Origin of the sequence: Paenibacillus sp. 23TSA30-6 (assembly GCF_014858585.1) — a bacterium.
Lineage (GTDB): Bacteria > Bacillota > Bacilli > Paenibacillales > Paenibacillaceae > Paenibacillus.
The window spans coordinates 130,827-145,869 of sequence record NZ_SLTL01000008.1; the positions used below are offsets into that span (position 1 = coordinate 130,827).

General features: G+C 48.5%; 11 protein-coding genes. All 11 read left to right on the forward strand.

Annotated features, from left to right (window positions below; genetic code table 11):
• Positions 1–11: 11 nt before the first annotated feature.
• The 11 genes from E0698_RS09635 (at position 12) to E0698_RS09685 (ending at position 14,758) form a co-directional block, all read left to right on the forward strand.
• A complete protein-coding gene (locus E0698_RS09635) occupies positions 12–2,519 on the forward strand; it encodes a glycoside hydrolase family 95 protein (protein ID WP_202894844.1) in 2,508 nt (835 codons plus the stop codon).
• A complete protein-coding gene (locus E0698_RS09640) occupies positions 2,516–3,862 on the forward strand; it encodes a GH1 family beta-glucosidase (protein ID WP_192511416.1) in 1,347 nt (448 codons plus the stop codon). The genes E0698_RS09635 and E0698_RS09640 overlap by 4 nt, the downstream gene beginning before the upstream one ends.
• A 216-nt stretch (positions 3,863–4,078) precedes the next feature.
• On the forward strand, positions 4,079–4,327 hold the full coding sequence (locus tag E0698_RS09645) for a hypothetical protein (protein WP_134912587.1): 249 nt from the start codon (positions 4,079–4,081) through the stop codon (positions 4,325–4,327).
• Between the two features lie 344 nt (positions 4,328–4,671).
• The gene (cyoA, locus tag E0698_RS09650; protein ID WP_134912589.1) at positions 4,672–5,655 is read left to right on the forward strand and encodes a ubiquinol oxidase subunit II; all 984 of its coding nucleotides are present in this window, start codon (positions 4,672–4,674) and stop codon (positions 5,653–5,655) included.
• A 25-nt stretch (positions 5,656–5,680) separates the two neighbouring features.
• Positions 5,681–7,657, forward strand: coding sequence for a cbb3-type cytochrome c oxidase subunit I (locus tag E0698_RS09655; protein WP_134912591.1), 1,977 nt, complete (start codon positions 5,681–5,683; stop codon positions 7,655–7,657).
• Positions 7,657–8,265: a cytochrome o ubiquinol oxidase subunit III gene (gene cyoC, locus E0698_RS09660; RefSeq protein WP_192511417.1), complete on the forward strand. Its 609-nt coding sequence runs from the start codon at positions 7,657–7,659 to the stop codon at positions 8,263–8,265. The genes E0698_RS09655 and cyoC overlap by 1 nt, the downstream gene beginning before the upstream one ends.
• Positions 8,266–8,601, forward strand: coding sequence for a cytochrome o ubiquinol oxidase subunit IV (gene cyoD / locus E0698_RS09665; RefSeq protein ID WP_134912595.1), 336 nt, complete (start codon positions 8,266–8,268; stop codon positions 8,599–8,601).
• Between the two features lie 178 nt (positions 8,602–8,779).
• Positions 8,780–9,904, forward strand: coding sequence for an NADH:flavin oxidoreductase (locus E0698_RS09670; protein ID WP_192511418.1), 1,125 nt, complete (start codon positions 8,780–8,782; stop codon positions 9,902–9,904).
• Between the two features lie 153 nt (positions 9,905–10,057).
• Complete coding sequence (locus E0698_RS09675) at positions 10,058–10,426, forward strand: ArsR/SmtB family transcription factor (protein ID WP_014278144.1); 369 nt, start codon at positions 10,058–10,060, stop codon at positions 10,424–10,426.
• Between the two features lie 188 nt (positions 10,427–10,614).
• Positions 10,615–13,029 (forward strand): heavy metal translocating P-type ATPase, encoded by a 2,415-nt coding sequence (locus E0698_RS09680; RefSeq protein WP_192511419.1) that lies wholly within the window; start codon positions 10,615–10,617, stop codon positions 13,027–13,029.
• A gap of 274 nt (positions 13,030–13,303) precedes the next feature.
• Complete coding sequence (locus tag E0698_RS09685; protein WP_192511420.1) at positions 13,304–14,758, forward strand: PEP-utilizing protein; 1,455 nt, start codon at positions 13,304–13,306, stop codon at positions 14,756–14,758.
• The last annotated feature ends 285 nt before the right edge of the window (positions 14,759–15,043 follow it).

Genomic DNA, 15,043 nt, shown 5'->3' on the forward strand with positions numbered 1-15,043 from the left:
GTTTAATCTCAATGGGGGAAGGGTTTGATGTGAGACAACGCGAAAAGCAGAAATCCCTGCGTTTATGGTATCGCCAGCCTGCTAAGGTGTGGGAGGAAGCATTGCCTGTCGGCAATGGGAGGCTGGGCGCGATAGTTTTTGGCGGGATCGGGGAGGAGCGTTTGCAATTAAACGAGGATACGCTCTGGTCCGGATTTTCCAGAGACGGCGTTCAATATGGTGCATTGAGATATTTGAAGCCCGTCAGGGAACTGATTGCGGACGGAAAATACAAGGACGCGGAACATCTGATTAATACGAATATGCTAGGTCGCGATACGGAGGCTTATCAGCCTTTGGGAGATTTGTGGTTTACGCAGGAGGGCCTAGGGGGAATTGCGCATTATGAACGGGAACTGGATTTGCTGACCGGAACGGCAGCGGTCACTTTTCAGAGTGATGGGGTCCGCTATACCCGTGAAGTTATCGCCAGTGCACCAGATGGAATTATTATGGTATCGCTGACTGCGGATAGGCCTGGAAAGATCAATGCAATCGTGCGTATAACTACACCGCATCCTTGTGAAACCGAGGCTGGCGAGGATGCACATTTTGGTGATTCATCGAAATGGAATAGTGACAAGGAAGAGGGCCCATCTGATGAATCAACGAGGGACGTAATTACGTTAACCGGACGAGCGCCCAGCCATGTGGAGTCCAATTATCGCGGGGATCATCCGCAGTCGGTTGTTTACGAGGATGAATTGGGGATGGCCTTTGCGGTTCAGACGCGGGTTATCCCCGAGGGGGGGACGCTGACAGAGGATGCTGACGGAGTGCTGAGTGTATCGGGTGCGGATAAACTCACGGTGTATTTGGCCGCAGCTACCGGATTCCGGGGATTTGATACTAAACCGGACAGTGATGCAGCGGAACCGACAGGCGTATGCCAAGTTACTCTGGATAAAGCAGTCTCGCTTGGATACGAGCAGGTGAAGCGACGGCATGAGCAAGATCATCGGGAACTATTTGGCCGCGTCGAGTTAGAGCTTGGGGATGATACCGGGAAGGATCGAATGACAAAAAGACAAATTCCGACTGACTTGCGATTGGAGCAGTACCGCGAAGGTCAGACGGACCCGGATTTGGAGGTGCTGTTGTTTCAGTATGGACGCTACTTACTGATAGCCAGTTCGCGTCCGGGCAGTCAGCCCGCCAATCTTCAGGGTATCTGGAATGACCGGGTGCAGCCGCCGTGGAACAGTGATTATACAACGAATATTAATACCCAGATGAACTATTGGCCGGTGGAGATATGCAATCTTGCCGAGTGCCATGAACCCTTGTTGCACATGATTGGTGAAGTTAGCCGTACGGGACGCAGAGTTGCTTCGATACATTATGGCGCTCAAGGCTGGACGGCCCACCATAATGTAGACGTCTGGAGGTATGCCGGACCGTCAGGAGGCCATGCCAGTTGGGCCTTTTGGCCGCTCGGGGGTGTCTGGCTAACCGCCCATTTATGGGAACGGTATCTGTTTACTCAGGATACAGCTTATTTGGCGGAACAAGCTTATCCGCTGATGAAGGGAGCGGCCGCCTTTTGTATAGATTGGCTCGTGGAAGGCCCGGACGGCTGGCTTGTGACCTCACCTTCTACATCACCTGAAAACAAATTTAAAACCCTGGACGGAGAGGATTGCAGTATATCCATGGGTTCAACGATGGATATGACGCTAATTCGAGAGCTGCTGGGCAACTGCATCCAGGCTGCCGACCTGCTGGAATTAGACCGTGAATTCTGCAACCGCTGTGAAGAGACACTGCAACGCCTGCTGCCCTACCAGATTGGTCGTCACGGACAGTTACAGGAATGGTTTGCCGATTTTGAGGAAGCGGAGCCGGGACATCGACATGTTTCACATCTGTATGGTTTGTATCCCGGACGAGAAATCCATGTTCGTGATACCCCGGAGCTGGCAGAAGCAGCCCGCATATCGCTGCGCCGACGGCTTGATCATGGCGGTGGTCATACCGGATGGAGCTGTGCCTGGTTGATTAACCTGTACGCTCGGTTGGAGGATGGCGAAGCAGCACATCGGTATGTGCGCACATTGCTGTCGCGTTCGACCTATCCGAATTTATTCGACGCTCATCCGCCTTTTCAGATCGACGGCAACTTCGGCGCGACGGCGGGGATTGCGGAAATGCTGCTGCAAAGTCGTCCGGGTGAGCTGACCTTACTGCCCGCTCTGCCTTCGGCATGGTCGGAGGGGCGGGTCAGCGGATTGCGGGGACAAGGCGGGATGACGGTCAACATGGAATGGTCCAGTGCCCGACTCGTTCGCGCGGAACTTGCCGCATACGTCCCGACTGGACGCTGCACGATTCGCAGTGCCCATCCGTTCAGTGCAGATGCTCGGAAGGCTCAGCCTGATCCAGAACATGGAGGATTCATTTTGTCATGGAATTTTACCAAAGAGCAGGAAACTACGGACAGACATTCGATTATTATTGATGGAGAGGAAGAAAAAATATGACCTTTTTTCAATTTCCGCAGGACTTTATGTGGGGGACGGCAACGGCAGCCTATCAAATCGAGGGGGCCTATGAGGAGGATGGAAGAGGTTTGTCCATCTGGGATACCTTTGCCCATACGCCCGGCAAGGTGTTCAACGGAGATAACGGGAATGTAGCCTGTGACAGCTATCATCGCTATGAAGAAGATATTCGGCTGATGAAGGAGCTGGGCATTCGTACATATCGTTTTTCGGTGTCATGGCCGCGTATATTCCCCAATGGTGACGGTGAAGTCAATCAGGAAGGGCTGGACTATTATCATCGTGTAGTGGATATGTTGAACGAAAATGGAATTGAGCCGTTTTGTACGCTGTATCACTGGGATCTGCCACAGGTACTTCAAGATGCCGGAGGATGGGAAAACCGTCGCACGATTCAGGCATTCGTCCAGTATGCAGAGACGATGTTCCGCGAGTTCCATGGAAAGATACACCATTGGCTGACGTTCAATGAGCCGTGGTGCATCGCCTTTTTATCCAATATGCTGGGAGTTCATGCTCCCGGTCTGACCAATCTCCAGACAGCCATCAACGTTGGGCACAATCTACTGGTTGCGCATGGCCTATCCGTACGCCGTTTCCGCGAGTTGGGCACCAGTGGTCAGATTGGCATAGCGCCGAATGTCTCCTGGGCTGTACCCTATAGCACTTCCGAGGAAGACAAAGCGGCGTGTGCGCGTACGGTTTCCCTGCATAGTGACTGGTTTCTCCAGCCCATCTACCAGGGTTCGTATCCTCAGTTTCTGGTAGACTGGTTCGCCGGGCAAGGAGCTACCGTACCGATTCAGGAAGGAGATATGGGCATTATTAGCGAACCTATTGATCTGATCGGTATAAACTACTACGCTATGTCCGTCAATCGTTTTAATCCCGAAGCTGGATTCCTTCAATCCGAAGAGATTAATATGGGGCTGCCTGTGACAGATATCGGCTGGCCGGTGGAATCGCGCGGGCTGTATGAGGTCCTGCATTATTTGCAAAAGTACGGCAACATCGATATTTATATTACAGAAAACGGGGCTTGTATTAACGATGAGATTGTGAATGGCAAGGTTCAGGATGACCGCCGTATTTCCTATATGCAGCAGCATTTGGTGCAGGTGCATCGGGCGATTCATGACGGCCTTCATGTGAAAGGCTATATGGCATGGTCGCTCATGGACAATTTTGAATGGGCGGAAGGGTATAATATGAGATTCGGTATGATTCATGTCGATTTTCGCACTCTGACCCGCACCCCCAAGGAAAGCTACTACTGGTATCGAAATGTGGTAAGTAACAACTGGCTGGAGACCAGACGCTAAAAGAGCATGCACTTTGAGGATAAAGCGGACATGGGCCTGTCTCCGCTCCCTTTTGTTTGAACAGCAAGCCCTCCGGGGTAATAATACCCAGGATGAAATTGCAGGTTGCTAGAAGTATGGTGAGGCTATCAAGAATAAAATCACAGTGATTGTGCATACTGACAAAATACCTGAAGAGGGCGTTTCAACAATTTTAGACCAAGGGGAGTGGAGGATATGGCTTCGAATTTTAGAAAATCAGGATCGAACGAAAAGCAAATGAGCCGCTCGGTGTCTGTCATCGCCTGGATCGCTTGGATTGTGGGCATTATTCTTATTTTGTTCAATTTAGGTAATCTAAGTGATCGTAATATATATTTAATGGTGGGTATTGGATGTGTCGTTGGCGGATTTTTTATTTATATGATCGGAAAAGGGCTGGTCATTGCCCGCAAGAAGGAAGACCAAGAAAACGGACATCGTTAAAACAATTGAAAAAATATTTTAAGAAAACATATAATAAAAACAACAACGTGGGGCTTCGAGCAGTGTAGCATGATAACTGTAAGGAGTCCCGTTTTTTGCTTTAATATAGCTTCTTCAAGATACACAATAACGTTTTTATTATGTCATCTTTGAATTAACAAGAAATTTTGAATTTGCAAGAGAAATTTTATTTTAAGAGAGATTTTTCACAAAAAACGGACAAATAATCGACAATTCTGTTAACAATAAAAAAAGTCCCTGCTTTTCTGATATCTTATATAGGGGCAACATTACAGGAGTTCGTTAGTTTTGAGTAATTTATTATTTAAGGAGAGGGGAACAACATGAACAAAAAACCAAAAGCGATTATTGCGTTGGTTTTGACCGTGCTCACGGTAGCATTGCTCATTTGGACGTGTTTTTATGCTGGCGGAAAATACGTTGTTTTCGATCCGAAAGGACCTATTGGGCAAGCACAAAAAGAGCTGATCATTCTTTCAACGTCTATGGCTGCACTTCTGATTGTACCGGTCATGATTTTGACTTTTTTCATCATTTGGCGATATCGCGACGCACCGGATAACAAAGCAAAGTACCAACCCCACTGGGATGACAGTAAAAAGCTGGAGACCGTATGGTGGGCTATTCCAATCGTAGTGATCTTGATTCTTGCGGTTATAACCGCGAGGTATACCTACTTGCTGGAGCCTTCCAAGCCGTTGGCAAGTACACAAAAGCCAGTAACCATTCAAGTGACTTCACTGGACTGGAAATGGCTCTTCATGTACCCGGAAGAAGGTATTGCTACAGTCAATGAAATTCACATTCCTAAAGGTGTTCCGGTCCGTTTTGAACTGACTGCCGACGCCCCGATGAACTCGTTCTGGATTCCGCAATTGGGCGGTCAGATCTACACCATGTCAGGCATGGCTATGAAACTGCATTTGCAGGCCGACCACGAAGGAACTTACTTTGGTTCGGGTGCAAACTTTAGCGGTGAGCATTTTGGACAAATGCGCTTTGATGTAGAGGTTCAGTCGGATGAAGAGTACAAAAACTGGGTCGCTAACATCAAGAAGCAGTCTAAGCCGCTGACGAAGGACGGCTATTTGGCGCTTGCAAAACCAGGTTTGTCCCAGCCTGATGAGTATTCTTCGATTCCCGACGGCTTGTTCCAGGAAATTGTAACCAAGTACGTAGTAGACGGTGCTTCTAACCCGCATGCAGGACATGGTGAAGGAGCATCCACAGAAGGTTCTTCCAAGTCCGGCACAGAGGATAAAGCTGCAATGGACATGAGTCATATGAATATGAGCGGACACAATTAAATGATTACAGGGAAGGAGGCCCCCAATGCTTGACAAAATAAAAGAGTTTGCATCCACTTTCTTCGTTACTGGAGACCCGATGATCTATGGAGCGGACGTTTCCATCGCACTAGCAATGATCGGGATCGTGTTTGTGCTCACTTATTTCAAAAAATGGGGCTGGCTTTGGAAAAACTGGTTGACTACCGTTGACCATAAAAAAGTCGGTATTATGTATATTCTTGCGGCCATCTTGATGTTATTCCGCGGTGGCGTGGATGCATTATTGATGCGTATTCAACTTGCTACTCCGGATGTTACACTCCTGCATCCTGAGCATTACAACCAGATTTTCACAACACATGGCACGATCATGATCTTGTTTATGGCGATGCCGTTGATGTTTGGTTTGTTTAACATCGCCGTACCACTTCAAATTGGTGCGCGTGACGTTGCGTTTCCTTTCCTGAACGCATTGAGCTTCTGGCTTTTCTTTATGGGAGCGATGTTGTTCAACCTGTCCTTCGTTATCGGTGGTTCGCCAGACGCAGGCTGGTTGAGTTATCCACCGCTTTCAGAACTGCAATTTAGTCCCGGCGTCGGTCAGAACTTCTATATCTGGGGTATTCAGATTTCTGGTATAGGTTCATTGGCTACGGGTATCAACTTTATTGTTACCATTATTAAAATGCGTGCACCTGGTATGACCTGGATGAAAATTCCTATCTTTACGTGGTCCGTATTTTCATCATGTGTTATTATCATTTTCGCGTTTCCAATTCTGACGGTTACTTTAGCTTTGCTATTCCTTGACCGCTTTGGAGGAGGACACTTCTTTACCCTTGACTTCGGCGGTAACCCGATGATGTATATCAACTTGATCTGGATGTGGGGTCACCCTGAGGTATACATTGTAGTTTTGCCTGCCTTCGGTATTTATTCCGAGGTCATCAGCGTATTCTCCAAAAAGAAATTGTTTGGATACAAGTCCATGGTTTACGCCATGTTCATTATTGCGATCTTGTCCTTCTTCACCTGGGCGCATCACTTCTTCACGATGGGATCAGGCGCAGATGTTAATGCATTCTTTGCGATTTCGACGATGGTTATCGCAATACCGACAGGGGTTAAAGTATTTAACTGGCTGTTCACGATGTATCGGGGTAAGATCACATTTAAGACCCCTATGATGTGGTCAATTGCTTTTATTCCGAACTTCTTGATTGCAGGTTTGACGGGCGTAATGTTGTCTGTAGCGCCTGCAGACTTCCAGTTCCATAACAGTTACTTCCTGATCGCTCACTTTCACTCCGCTCTGATTGGTGGTGTAGTGTTCGGTTACTTGGCAGGTCTTTACTATTGGTGGCCTAAAATGTTTGGTTTCACATTGCCTGAAACGCCTGGTAAATGGGCTTTCTGGTTCTGGAACATCGGTTTCTATGTATGTTTTATTCCGCAATATTCTCTCGGTCTGATGGGGATGACGCGTCGTCTGAGCACTTATGGCTGGGATACCGGCTGGCAGCCGCTTAACCTCGTTTCGACCGTTGGGGCATTCCTGATGGGAATTGGTTTCTTGTTCCAGGTTCTTCAAATTCTTCTGGGCATCAAGAATTACCGCAAGCTGAAGGATACAACAGGCGACCCTTGGGGTGGCCATACGTTGGAATGGTCGATTCCTTCACCTGCACCGGAGTACAATTTTGCTACCATTCCGCAAGTGGAAGAACGCGATGACTGGTGGGCAGAAAAAGATAAACGTGCAAAAGGTATTTTCAGAAAGCAACCGCCAATTGAAGCGATTCATATGCCGAAGAACTCGGCGATTCCATTCATTATGTCGGTATTCTTTTTCATTGCAGGTTTCGGGTTCGTATTCGGATGGTCGTTCTTCTATATTCCAGGGCTGATCGGTGTGGCAATTTGTATGATTTGCCGTTCGTTCTTCTCCTATGATGGCGACTACTATATCCCTGCGGATGAAGTAAAACGCACGGAAGCGGCAATAAGGGGGTCTGTATAATGGCACAAGCTGCAGCACATCAAAGCCATGATCATGACCACGGGCATCACGATCCGCAAGAGTTGAAGATGCTTGGTTTTTGGATCTTCCTCGTAACGGATGTGATCCTGTTCAGTACCTTGTTCGCAACCTTCGTCGTCCTTCGGAACAACACAGCTGGAGGACCGGGTGGCGCAGAGCTGTTTAACATGACGGGCGTTATTATTGAAACGTTCCTCTTGCTCACGAGCAGCTTCACAAGTGGTCTGGCTGTGTTGGCCATGAACAAAGGTAGCATGAAGGGATTAATCAGCTGGTTAATCGTGACAGCGATCCTGGGTCTTGGTTTTATCGGTTTTGAGGTTTACGAGTTTGTTGAGTTGGTACACGAAGGAGCCAATTTTGGAACCAGTGCGTTCTTGTCGGCATTCTTCACTTTGGTTGGAACGCACGGACTTCACGTTTCGTTAGGTCTGGTTTGGATGATTGGACTCATGTTCCAGTTGAAAAAGCGCGGGCTTACACCAGAGACAAAGGGCAAAGTTTCGGCATTGAGCTTGTACTGGCACTTTTTGGACGCTGTCTGGATCTTCTTGCTGACAGTCGTCTATTTGATGGGGGTGATGTAGATGGCACAGCATCAATCAGGAGCGGGTTCGCATGGTCATGATGATTCTCACGGTTCAGTGAAATCCTATGTTATCGGGTTTATTCTGTCCATCGTACTGACTATCATTCCTCTCGGTGTGGTTATGAATCATATGTTGAGCCGCACTTCGACTATGGTTGTTATTTTAGTCGCGGCAGTGCTGCAATTTCTGGTTCAGCTTTTCTTCTTCATGCACATCCGTGAAAGCAATGGACCACGCTGGAATGTCATGACTTTGATTTTCGGTGTAGTTATCCTGTTGACCGTCGTTGGTGGTTCTGTATGGATTATGGAATACAACATGGTAGCACACTAATAAGTACAAACTAATTAGATAAGAGGAAGCGGACTTAGAGCCGCTTCTTCTTTTTTTGTGCAGCATATTGGAATTATAAACTGTGGCTGCTTGAACTCAAGTTTACATATGTGTAAAATGGAATTGTATAACAGTAGAATGAAAACGATAATACTAGTGGAGAGCGGAGGAAAAAGTAATGAACACAGAATTACTGTTTAAACCTTTTAAGGCAGGTAATTTATCTCTTCCCAATCGGATTGTTATGGCGCCTATGACACGGAATTTTTCTCCTCAAGGTATTCCAGGGTCTGATGTAGCCGCGTATTATCGTCGCCGTGCGGAAAATGCAGTTGGATTGATTATTACAGAGGGAACTGCTATTAATCATCCCGCAGCCGTGGAGCATACGAGCATTCCTAATTTTTATGGTGAGGGATTAAAGGGATGGGCCAAGGTAGTCGAGGAGGTTCATGCGGTAGGTGGCAAGATTATACCGCAGCTCTGGCATGTGGGTACGGCCCGTAAAATAGGTGCGGATAATCAACCGAATCCCGAGGCATTGCCTGTCGGTCCGTCCGGTATCTCTCCCGCCGGTGAAAAGGTGGTTGAGCCATTGACGGAGGCGGAGATTGCGGATATTATCTCAGCTTATGCTCAGGCCGCTGCCGATGCCCAGCGAGTGGGTTTTGACGGCATTGAGCTTCATGGAGCACACGGCTATTTAATCGATCAATTTTTCTGGGACAAAACCAATAAGCGTACCGATCAATACGGAGGCAATTTGGCCCAGCGTACTCGGTTTGCAGTGGAGGTCATTGAGGCTTGTCGTCGTGCAGTGGGGCCGAATTTCCCAATTGTATTGAGATTCTCCCAGTGGAAGATGTACCATTATGAAGAAAAACTGGCACAGACACCACAGGAACTGGAACAGTTTCTGGCTCCATTAGTGAAGGCGGGGGTGGATGTATTCCATTGCTCAAGCCGCCGTTTTTGGGAACCGGAATTTGAAGGGTCAGATCTAAACCTGGCAGCTTGGACCAAAAAGATTACAGGCAAGCCAGTTATTACTGTGGGCTCGATTGGTTTGGAAAAGGCCTTTTTGAGTGATTTGGAAAAAAATAATAGTCGTCAAACCGATCAATCCAGTAGTGTAGAGGCAAGATTGGAACAACTCGTGGGGCAAGTAGAACGAGAGGAAGCTGATCTGGTTGCGGTTGGACGGGCTTTGCTGGTTGATCCGGCGTTTGCGGTGAAGTTACGTGATCAACAAATAGAAGAAATTATTCCCTACAGTGATGAAGCATTAAAAACGTTGAATTAAGCCTTATTTAGCGCAACGCTATACAGGGTGGGTAGCCAGGCATTGAGACTTGAAAATTCTCTGTTACAGGGCAAGCTGTAATATAAGCTATTCGTAAATTCTACGAATTTGCTATAATAGGAGCATCAAGTCGAAATACACGGGGTGAAATGGATGAATTCTGAAACGGAAGCTTTGGATTGCGAGCCGGCTTGTCACGGTTCAGACAAAGAAATCGAGCACATAAAATCTTCCCTTGTTGAGGATTCTATCGCATACAAAATGTCGGAGCTGTTCAAAGCCTTGGGTGATCCGACACGGATCAAGCTAATCTACGCTTTGGCTCAGAAGGAGCTGTGTGTACATGATCTGACCCAGGTATTGAATATGGGGCAATCTGCCGTATCTCACCAGCTTCGTTATTTGCGTAATTTGCGGATTGTCAAACGCCGCAAGGAAGGCAAGACGGTGTTTTATTCGCTGGATGATAATCATGTGGAGCAGATATTTTTGCAAACCCACCAGCACATTTCACATCAATGATTTTTGGACCAAAAAACAAAAGAGCGCCAGCGCATGGCGCTCTTTTGGTGTTTGTCTGGGGAATCGGAGCTTTTTTTGGCGAAAAGAGGCTATTGTCATTGACTTTTGACCCTGATCCTGAATATAATGGCCTTAATAAATAATATATGAACAGTTGCTCATATATAGTTAATTGGAGGCCAATGATTATGGATGCTCTGAAAAGAACGGAACGGCACGAATGGATTTTGGAAGGCTTGGATTGCGCCAACTGTGCTCTGAAGATTGAAAATGGAGTCAGTAAAATAGAAGGTGTACTTGATTGCTCGGTCAATTTTGTGACGAAAACATTGACGATGACAGCAAGCCCGGATCAAAAAGAGGAGATTCTTCGTCAAACGGAACAGAAGGTTCACAGACTGGAGCCTCACGTCCGTATGATCGAAAAAAGCGCACGTGGACGCTCGAGTGAGATCCATCGCAGTGTGGCGGGTGCCGCACAGGCAGGCAGTTCAGGGGAGCGCCCCCATAGTCATGAGCATGGTGAAGGACATACGCATGAGAACGGCCAACAACATGGAGTTCACAGCCACACAGGTCATACTCATAGTCATGAAGCACATGCTGAGGAAGTTCATGCCCATGATGGCCACCACCATGGCGAACATGCACATGATCATGGTGATTCCACACATGCTCATTCACATTCGCATGAGGATGACAGCCATGCCGGGCATACACATGACCACGGTACAGACGGTATGCGCCGGATGATTGCACGCTTGGCTATCGGTGCAGTCGTTGCGGCAGTTGCCTGGTGGTTGCCTGTAGAGGGCCTAGGCAAGCTGGCACTGTTTTTACTGGCATATATCATTGTCGGCGGAGATGTAGTCTTGCAGGCTGTTCGCAGTCTGGTGCGGGGAATGGCTTTTGACGAGTATTTCCTGATGACGGTGGCAACGGTTGGCGCATTTGCAATTGGGCAATATCCGGAAGGCGTAGCCGTCATGTTCTTTTATCAAATCGGTGAGCTATTCCAGGGGATTGCGGTCAATCGTTCGCGCAAATCCATCAGCGACCTTATGGATATTCGACCGGACTATGCCAACCTGAAGACAGCTGATTCCGTAAGTCGTGTGTCACCCGAGGATGTGCGTGTAGGTGATCTGATTGTAATCAAGCCGGGCGAGAAGATTCCGCTGGATGGTAAAGTTGTAGACGGAAAATCGCATGTGGATACCTCGGCGTTGACGGGTGAATCCGTGCCTCGTACCGTGGAGCCGGGAAGCAGTGTGATGAGCGGATTTATAAATACAAACGGACTTTTAACTGTAGAGGTTAGCAAGGAATTCAGCGAATCGGCGGTCTCCAAAATTTTGGAGCTGGTGCAAAATGCGAGCGCCAAAAAAGCGCCGACCGAAAAGTTTATCACCAAGTTTTCCAGATACTATACTCCTGTTGTGGTTATCGTTGCGTTGCTTCTGGCAGTCGTTCCACCGCTCTTCGTACCGGGGGCACTGTTTGCAGATTGGGTATATCGTGCACTTGTTTTCCTCGTCATTTCTTGCCCATGTGCGCTGGTCGTATCCATTCCGTTGGGCTTCTTTGGCGGAATCGGGGCAGCCTCTCGTTCAGGTGTGCTGATTAAAGGCGGGAACTATCTTGAAGCACTGAACCATGTGAAATATGCTGTTTTTGATAAAACAGGTACACTCACCAAAGGGGTTTTCCGTGTAACAGGAATTTACCCTGTCGGGGAATTTACGAAGGAAAGTTTGCTGGAAACGGCCGCTTTGGCTGAGCTGCACTCCACACATCCTATTGCCACTTCCCTGCGTGAATCCTATGGCAAGGAGCTTCAAGCCGAGCGGGTACAGCAATATAGCGAAATTTCCGGCCATGGAATTCAGGCACACATAGATGGTCGTCTGGTGTTGGCCGGGAATGCGAAGCTGATGGAGCGGGAGCAAGTCGCTTATAACGACGCACAACGTGCAGGAACACTTGATGAGGGAACGGTCGTTCATGTAGCTGTAGACGGAATGTACGCCGGATGTATCCTGATTTCGGATGAGGTCAAAGAGGACGCGGCACGAACGATTGCTTCACTGAAAAAGCTGGGTATAGTGAAAACGATCATGCTGACAGGTGACAGCCGGACGGTTGCAGAGGCCGTAGGACGACAGTTGGGTCTGGACGAAGTACGTGCAGAGCTGTTACCCCAGCATAAAGCCGAAGCGATTGAACAACTGTCTGCAAGTAAAAAAGCGGGCGACAAGATTTTGTTCGTGGGCGACGGGATTAATGATACCCCTGTGCTGGCGCTGGCAGATGTGGGTGTAGCGATGGGCGGTTTGGGTTCAGATGCCGCGATTGAGGCGGCGGATATCGTGATCATGAACGACGAGCCTTCGAGACTGGTTACAGCGATTCATATCGCCAAGCATACGCGTCGCATCGTGTGGCAGAATATTATATTTGCGCTCGGTGTCAAAGGCGTGTTTCTCACGTTGGGTGCCTTCGGTATTGCTACCATGTGGGAGGCTGTATTTTCCGATGTGGGCGTAACACTGCTTGCCGTACTAAATGTTATGCGTGTACTGAAAGTACGTTCTTTCGAATAAAAAAATCAGTGCCCTCGGGTTATCATCGGATGTATTCATCCTGTGAGATCCGGGGGTTTTTTTGCGCTAAATGCTGCGGTTTAATCTATGTTTTCCGGTCGTTCTACAGATATGTATAAATGTGGGGTGCGCCTAATACGTTAAGGTAGGGACCTTACATGTAAGTCTCATTTGAATTCTGTTTGCCGTCTAATAAGTAAGCGTTCTCTTTTAGGTGGGATACTCGAATTCGTGTGTGCCAACTTGCTGACGGAAGAAAGGATGGATTTGTAGCATGGAGGCTAAAATGATGCATGTATTCGCAGAACTGTTGAGTGAAAAAAACAGCCGGAATTGCGAAGACCCCGAGTCGGGGAGTGAGGCTGCTGCACAGAGACTGGCTATCGAGTCGGTGCTCGAAGGGTGCAGTGAAGTATCTGCCTCTCAGGAGGAAGACCCGCTGGGCTGGCTTGTCGGATTAGCCGAACAGGGCATAATCAGTCATGAGGAGGCGTTGCTGGCTGCGGATTCCGAGCTAATTGGGGAAACGCTGCTGAATAAGGGCAACGATGACAGGGAAGCGATGATCAGACTGCTGGAATGGAGCGATGAATACAGGCGTACATTCATACGTATCTATGCGGATGATCCTGCCCATGCGAATCATACAAGCAAGGAGTCAGCGATAGGGCTAAGTATGGGCAGCCTTGATGGCTATAGTCTTCTGCACGGTCCCTTGTCGCAGTCGTCCAGCCGTGCGGCTGAATTATGTCGTGCCTATCTGGACGCGGCGGAGTCCGGGCATACGATTCATGGTCCTGACGGGGAGCAAGCCCCCCTCCTTATTCCAGGCTCCCGTGCATCAGACACGTACAAAGCCTTTAATCAGGCATCTGGCTTGCCCGGATTGTGTGAGTATCTATCCCGGCGAATTATCGGGCTACTGGAAACAGAGTATGAAGGGTTATTCGAGTCTCTGAACGGATTGCCACTCACGATCGCCCTGATAGAACAGAACAACGCGGTGGGCATTGGAAGCTTGCAAGATATGCAGTTGGAGGCGTTGCTGCGTGCAGCATTGCGAAGTGTGCAGCAGGGGGGAGAACCGCAACTGGAGATTATGGTACGCAATCCGGCTGACGTGAACCAATTTCGGGCCACACGGGACTGGATCGACGGCGTTGCGGAGCAAACCTTATGCGGCCGCCTGCGGTGCATTCCATATCGGGTAGGCGTGCTTTTGACGGTCGATGCGTCCTCGAAGCTCAATGTCAGCCTAACATGGAACGGGGAGGCCAAACCGTCTCATGAGTCTGCCAGTGCCAATCTCATGCCGGAAGTGAGAGCGCAGCAGATCAAGCAGGCGGCTCAAGCCGCAGATATGGCACGTTTTGCCGATGCGGTGATTTTGGAAATCGCACCGATTCCATCATATAATGGCGAGGGAGAGCATCGATTAAACCAACCCGCTGCTGGTGGTTCTGAGAACGCCAGTGATACGATACAATGCATAATGCACGCCATTCGGGGCGTGAAGTCCGAGCTGCCCGTATGGGTGGCGTTAGATGCTATTCACGATTCGCTGGATGAAGCTGCAATCTGGGGAAGCGGGCTAACGGGCGTGATTTGCCCTGAAAAAGCAGCTCCTGTTGCACGCCTTGCGGCTGCACGTTTTGGGCTGCTGCAACATGCAGAGCAGCAACAAGGCTTTGTTGCTCTACAAAACCCCGCGCAGCGGTTTCCGCTGTAGACCAATCCCGAAGGTAGCACGCAATTCATATGACAGCATGCTTCGAAAAATATAGGATATCTGCGCTGCTTGCGCGGGTATCTTTTTTTATTTGGGGCGAATGACGGTTTACAACCGGAGAAGAAAAGGGTTATAATAAAGCGAAAGTTTCTCTAAACCAAAATAATTGCATAAATGCAAAAATGATTATCATTCTCATTGCCAAACATGCTGTTTCGGGCTTCCCGAAGCAGCATGTGCTATTTTAAGGCACTTAACAATGGATATCATTCTCAATGAGATGCA

What these genes read in the sequence shown, in the direction of transcription:
- E0698_RS09635 (WP_202894844.1), top strand. Translation starts at nt 12, where the DNA reads ATGGGGGAAGGGTTTGATGTGAGACAACGCGAAAAGCAGAAATCCCTG.
- E0698_RS09640 (WP_192511416.1), top strand. Translation starts at nt 2,516, where the DNA reads ATGACCTTTTTTCAATTTCCGCAGGACTTTATGTGGGGGACGGCAACG.
- E0698_RS09645 (WP_134912587.1), top strand. Translation starts at nt 4,079, where the DNA reads ATGGCTTCGAATTTTAGAAAATCAGGATCGAACGAAAAGCAAATGAGC.
- cyoA (WP_134912589.1), top strand. Translation starts at nt 4,672, where the DNA reads ATGAACAAAAAACCAAAAGCGATTATTGCGTTGGTTTTGACCGTGCTC.
- E0698_RS09655 (WP_134912591.1), top strand. Translation starts at nt 5,681, where the DNA reads ATGCTTGACAAAATAAAAGAGTTTGCATCCACTTTCTTCGTTACTGGA.
- cyoC (WP_192511417.1), top strand. Translation starts at nt 7,657, where the DNA reads ATGGCACAAGCTGCAGCACATCAAAGCCATGATCATGACCACGGGCAT.
- cyoD (WP_134912595.1), top strand. Translation starts at nt 8,266, where the DNA reads ATGGCACAGCATCAATCAGGAGCGGGTTCGCATGGTCATGATGATTCT.
- E0698_RS09670 (WP_192511418.1), top strand. Translation starts at nt 8,780, where the DNA reads ATGAACACAGAATTACTGTTTAAACCTTTTAAGGCAGGTAATTTATCT.
- E0698_RS09675 (WP_014278144.1), top strand. Translation starts at nt 10,058, where the DNA reads ATGAATTCTGAAACGGAAGCTTTGGATTGCGAGCCGGCTTGTCACGGT.
- E0698_RS09680 (WP_192511419.1), top strand. Translation starts at nt 10,615, where the DNA reads ATGGATGCTCTGAAAAGAACGGAACGGCACGAATGGATTTTGGAAGGC.
- E0698_RS09685 (WP_192511420.1), top strand. Translation starts at nt 13,304, where the DNA reads ATGGAGGCTAAAATGATGCATGTATTCGCAGAACTGTTGAGTGAAAAA.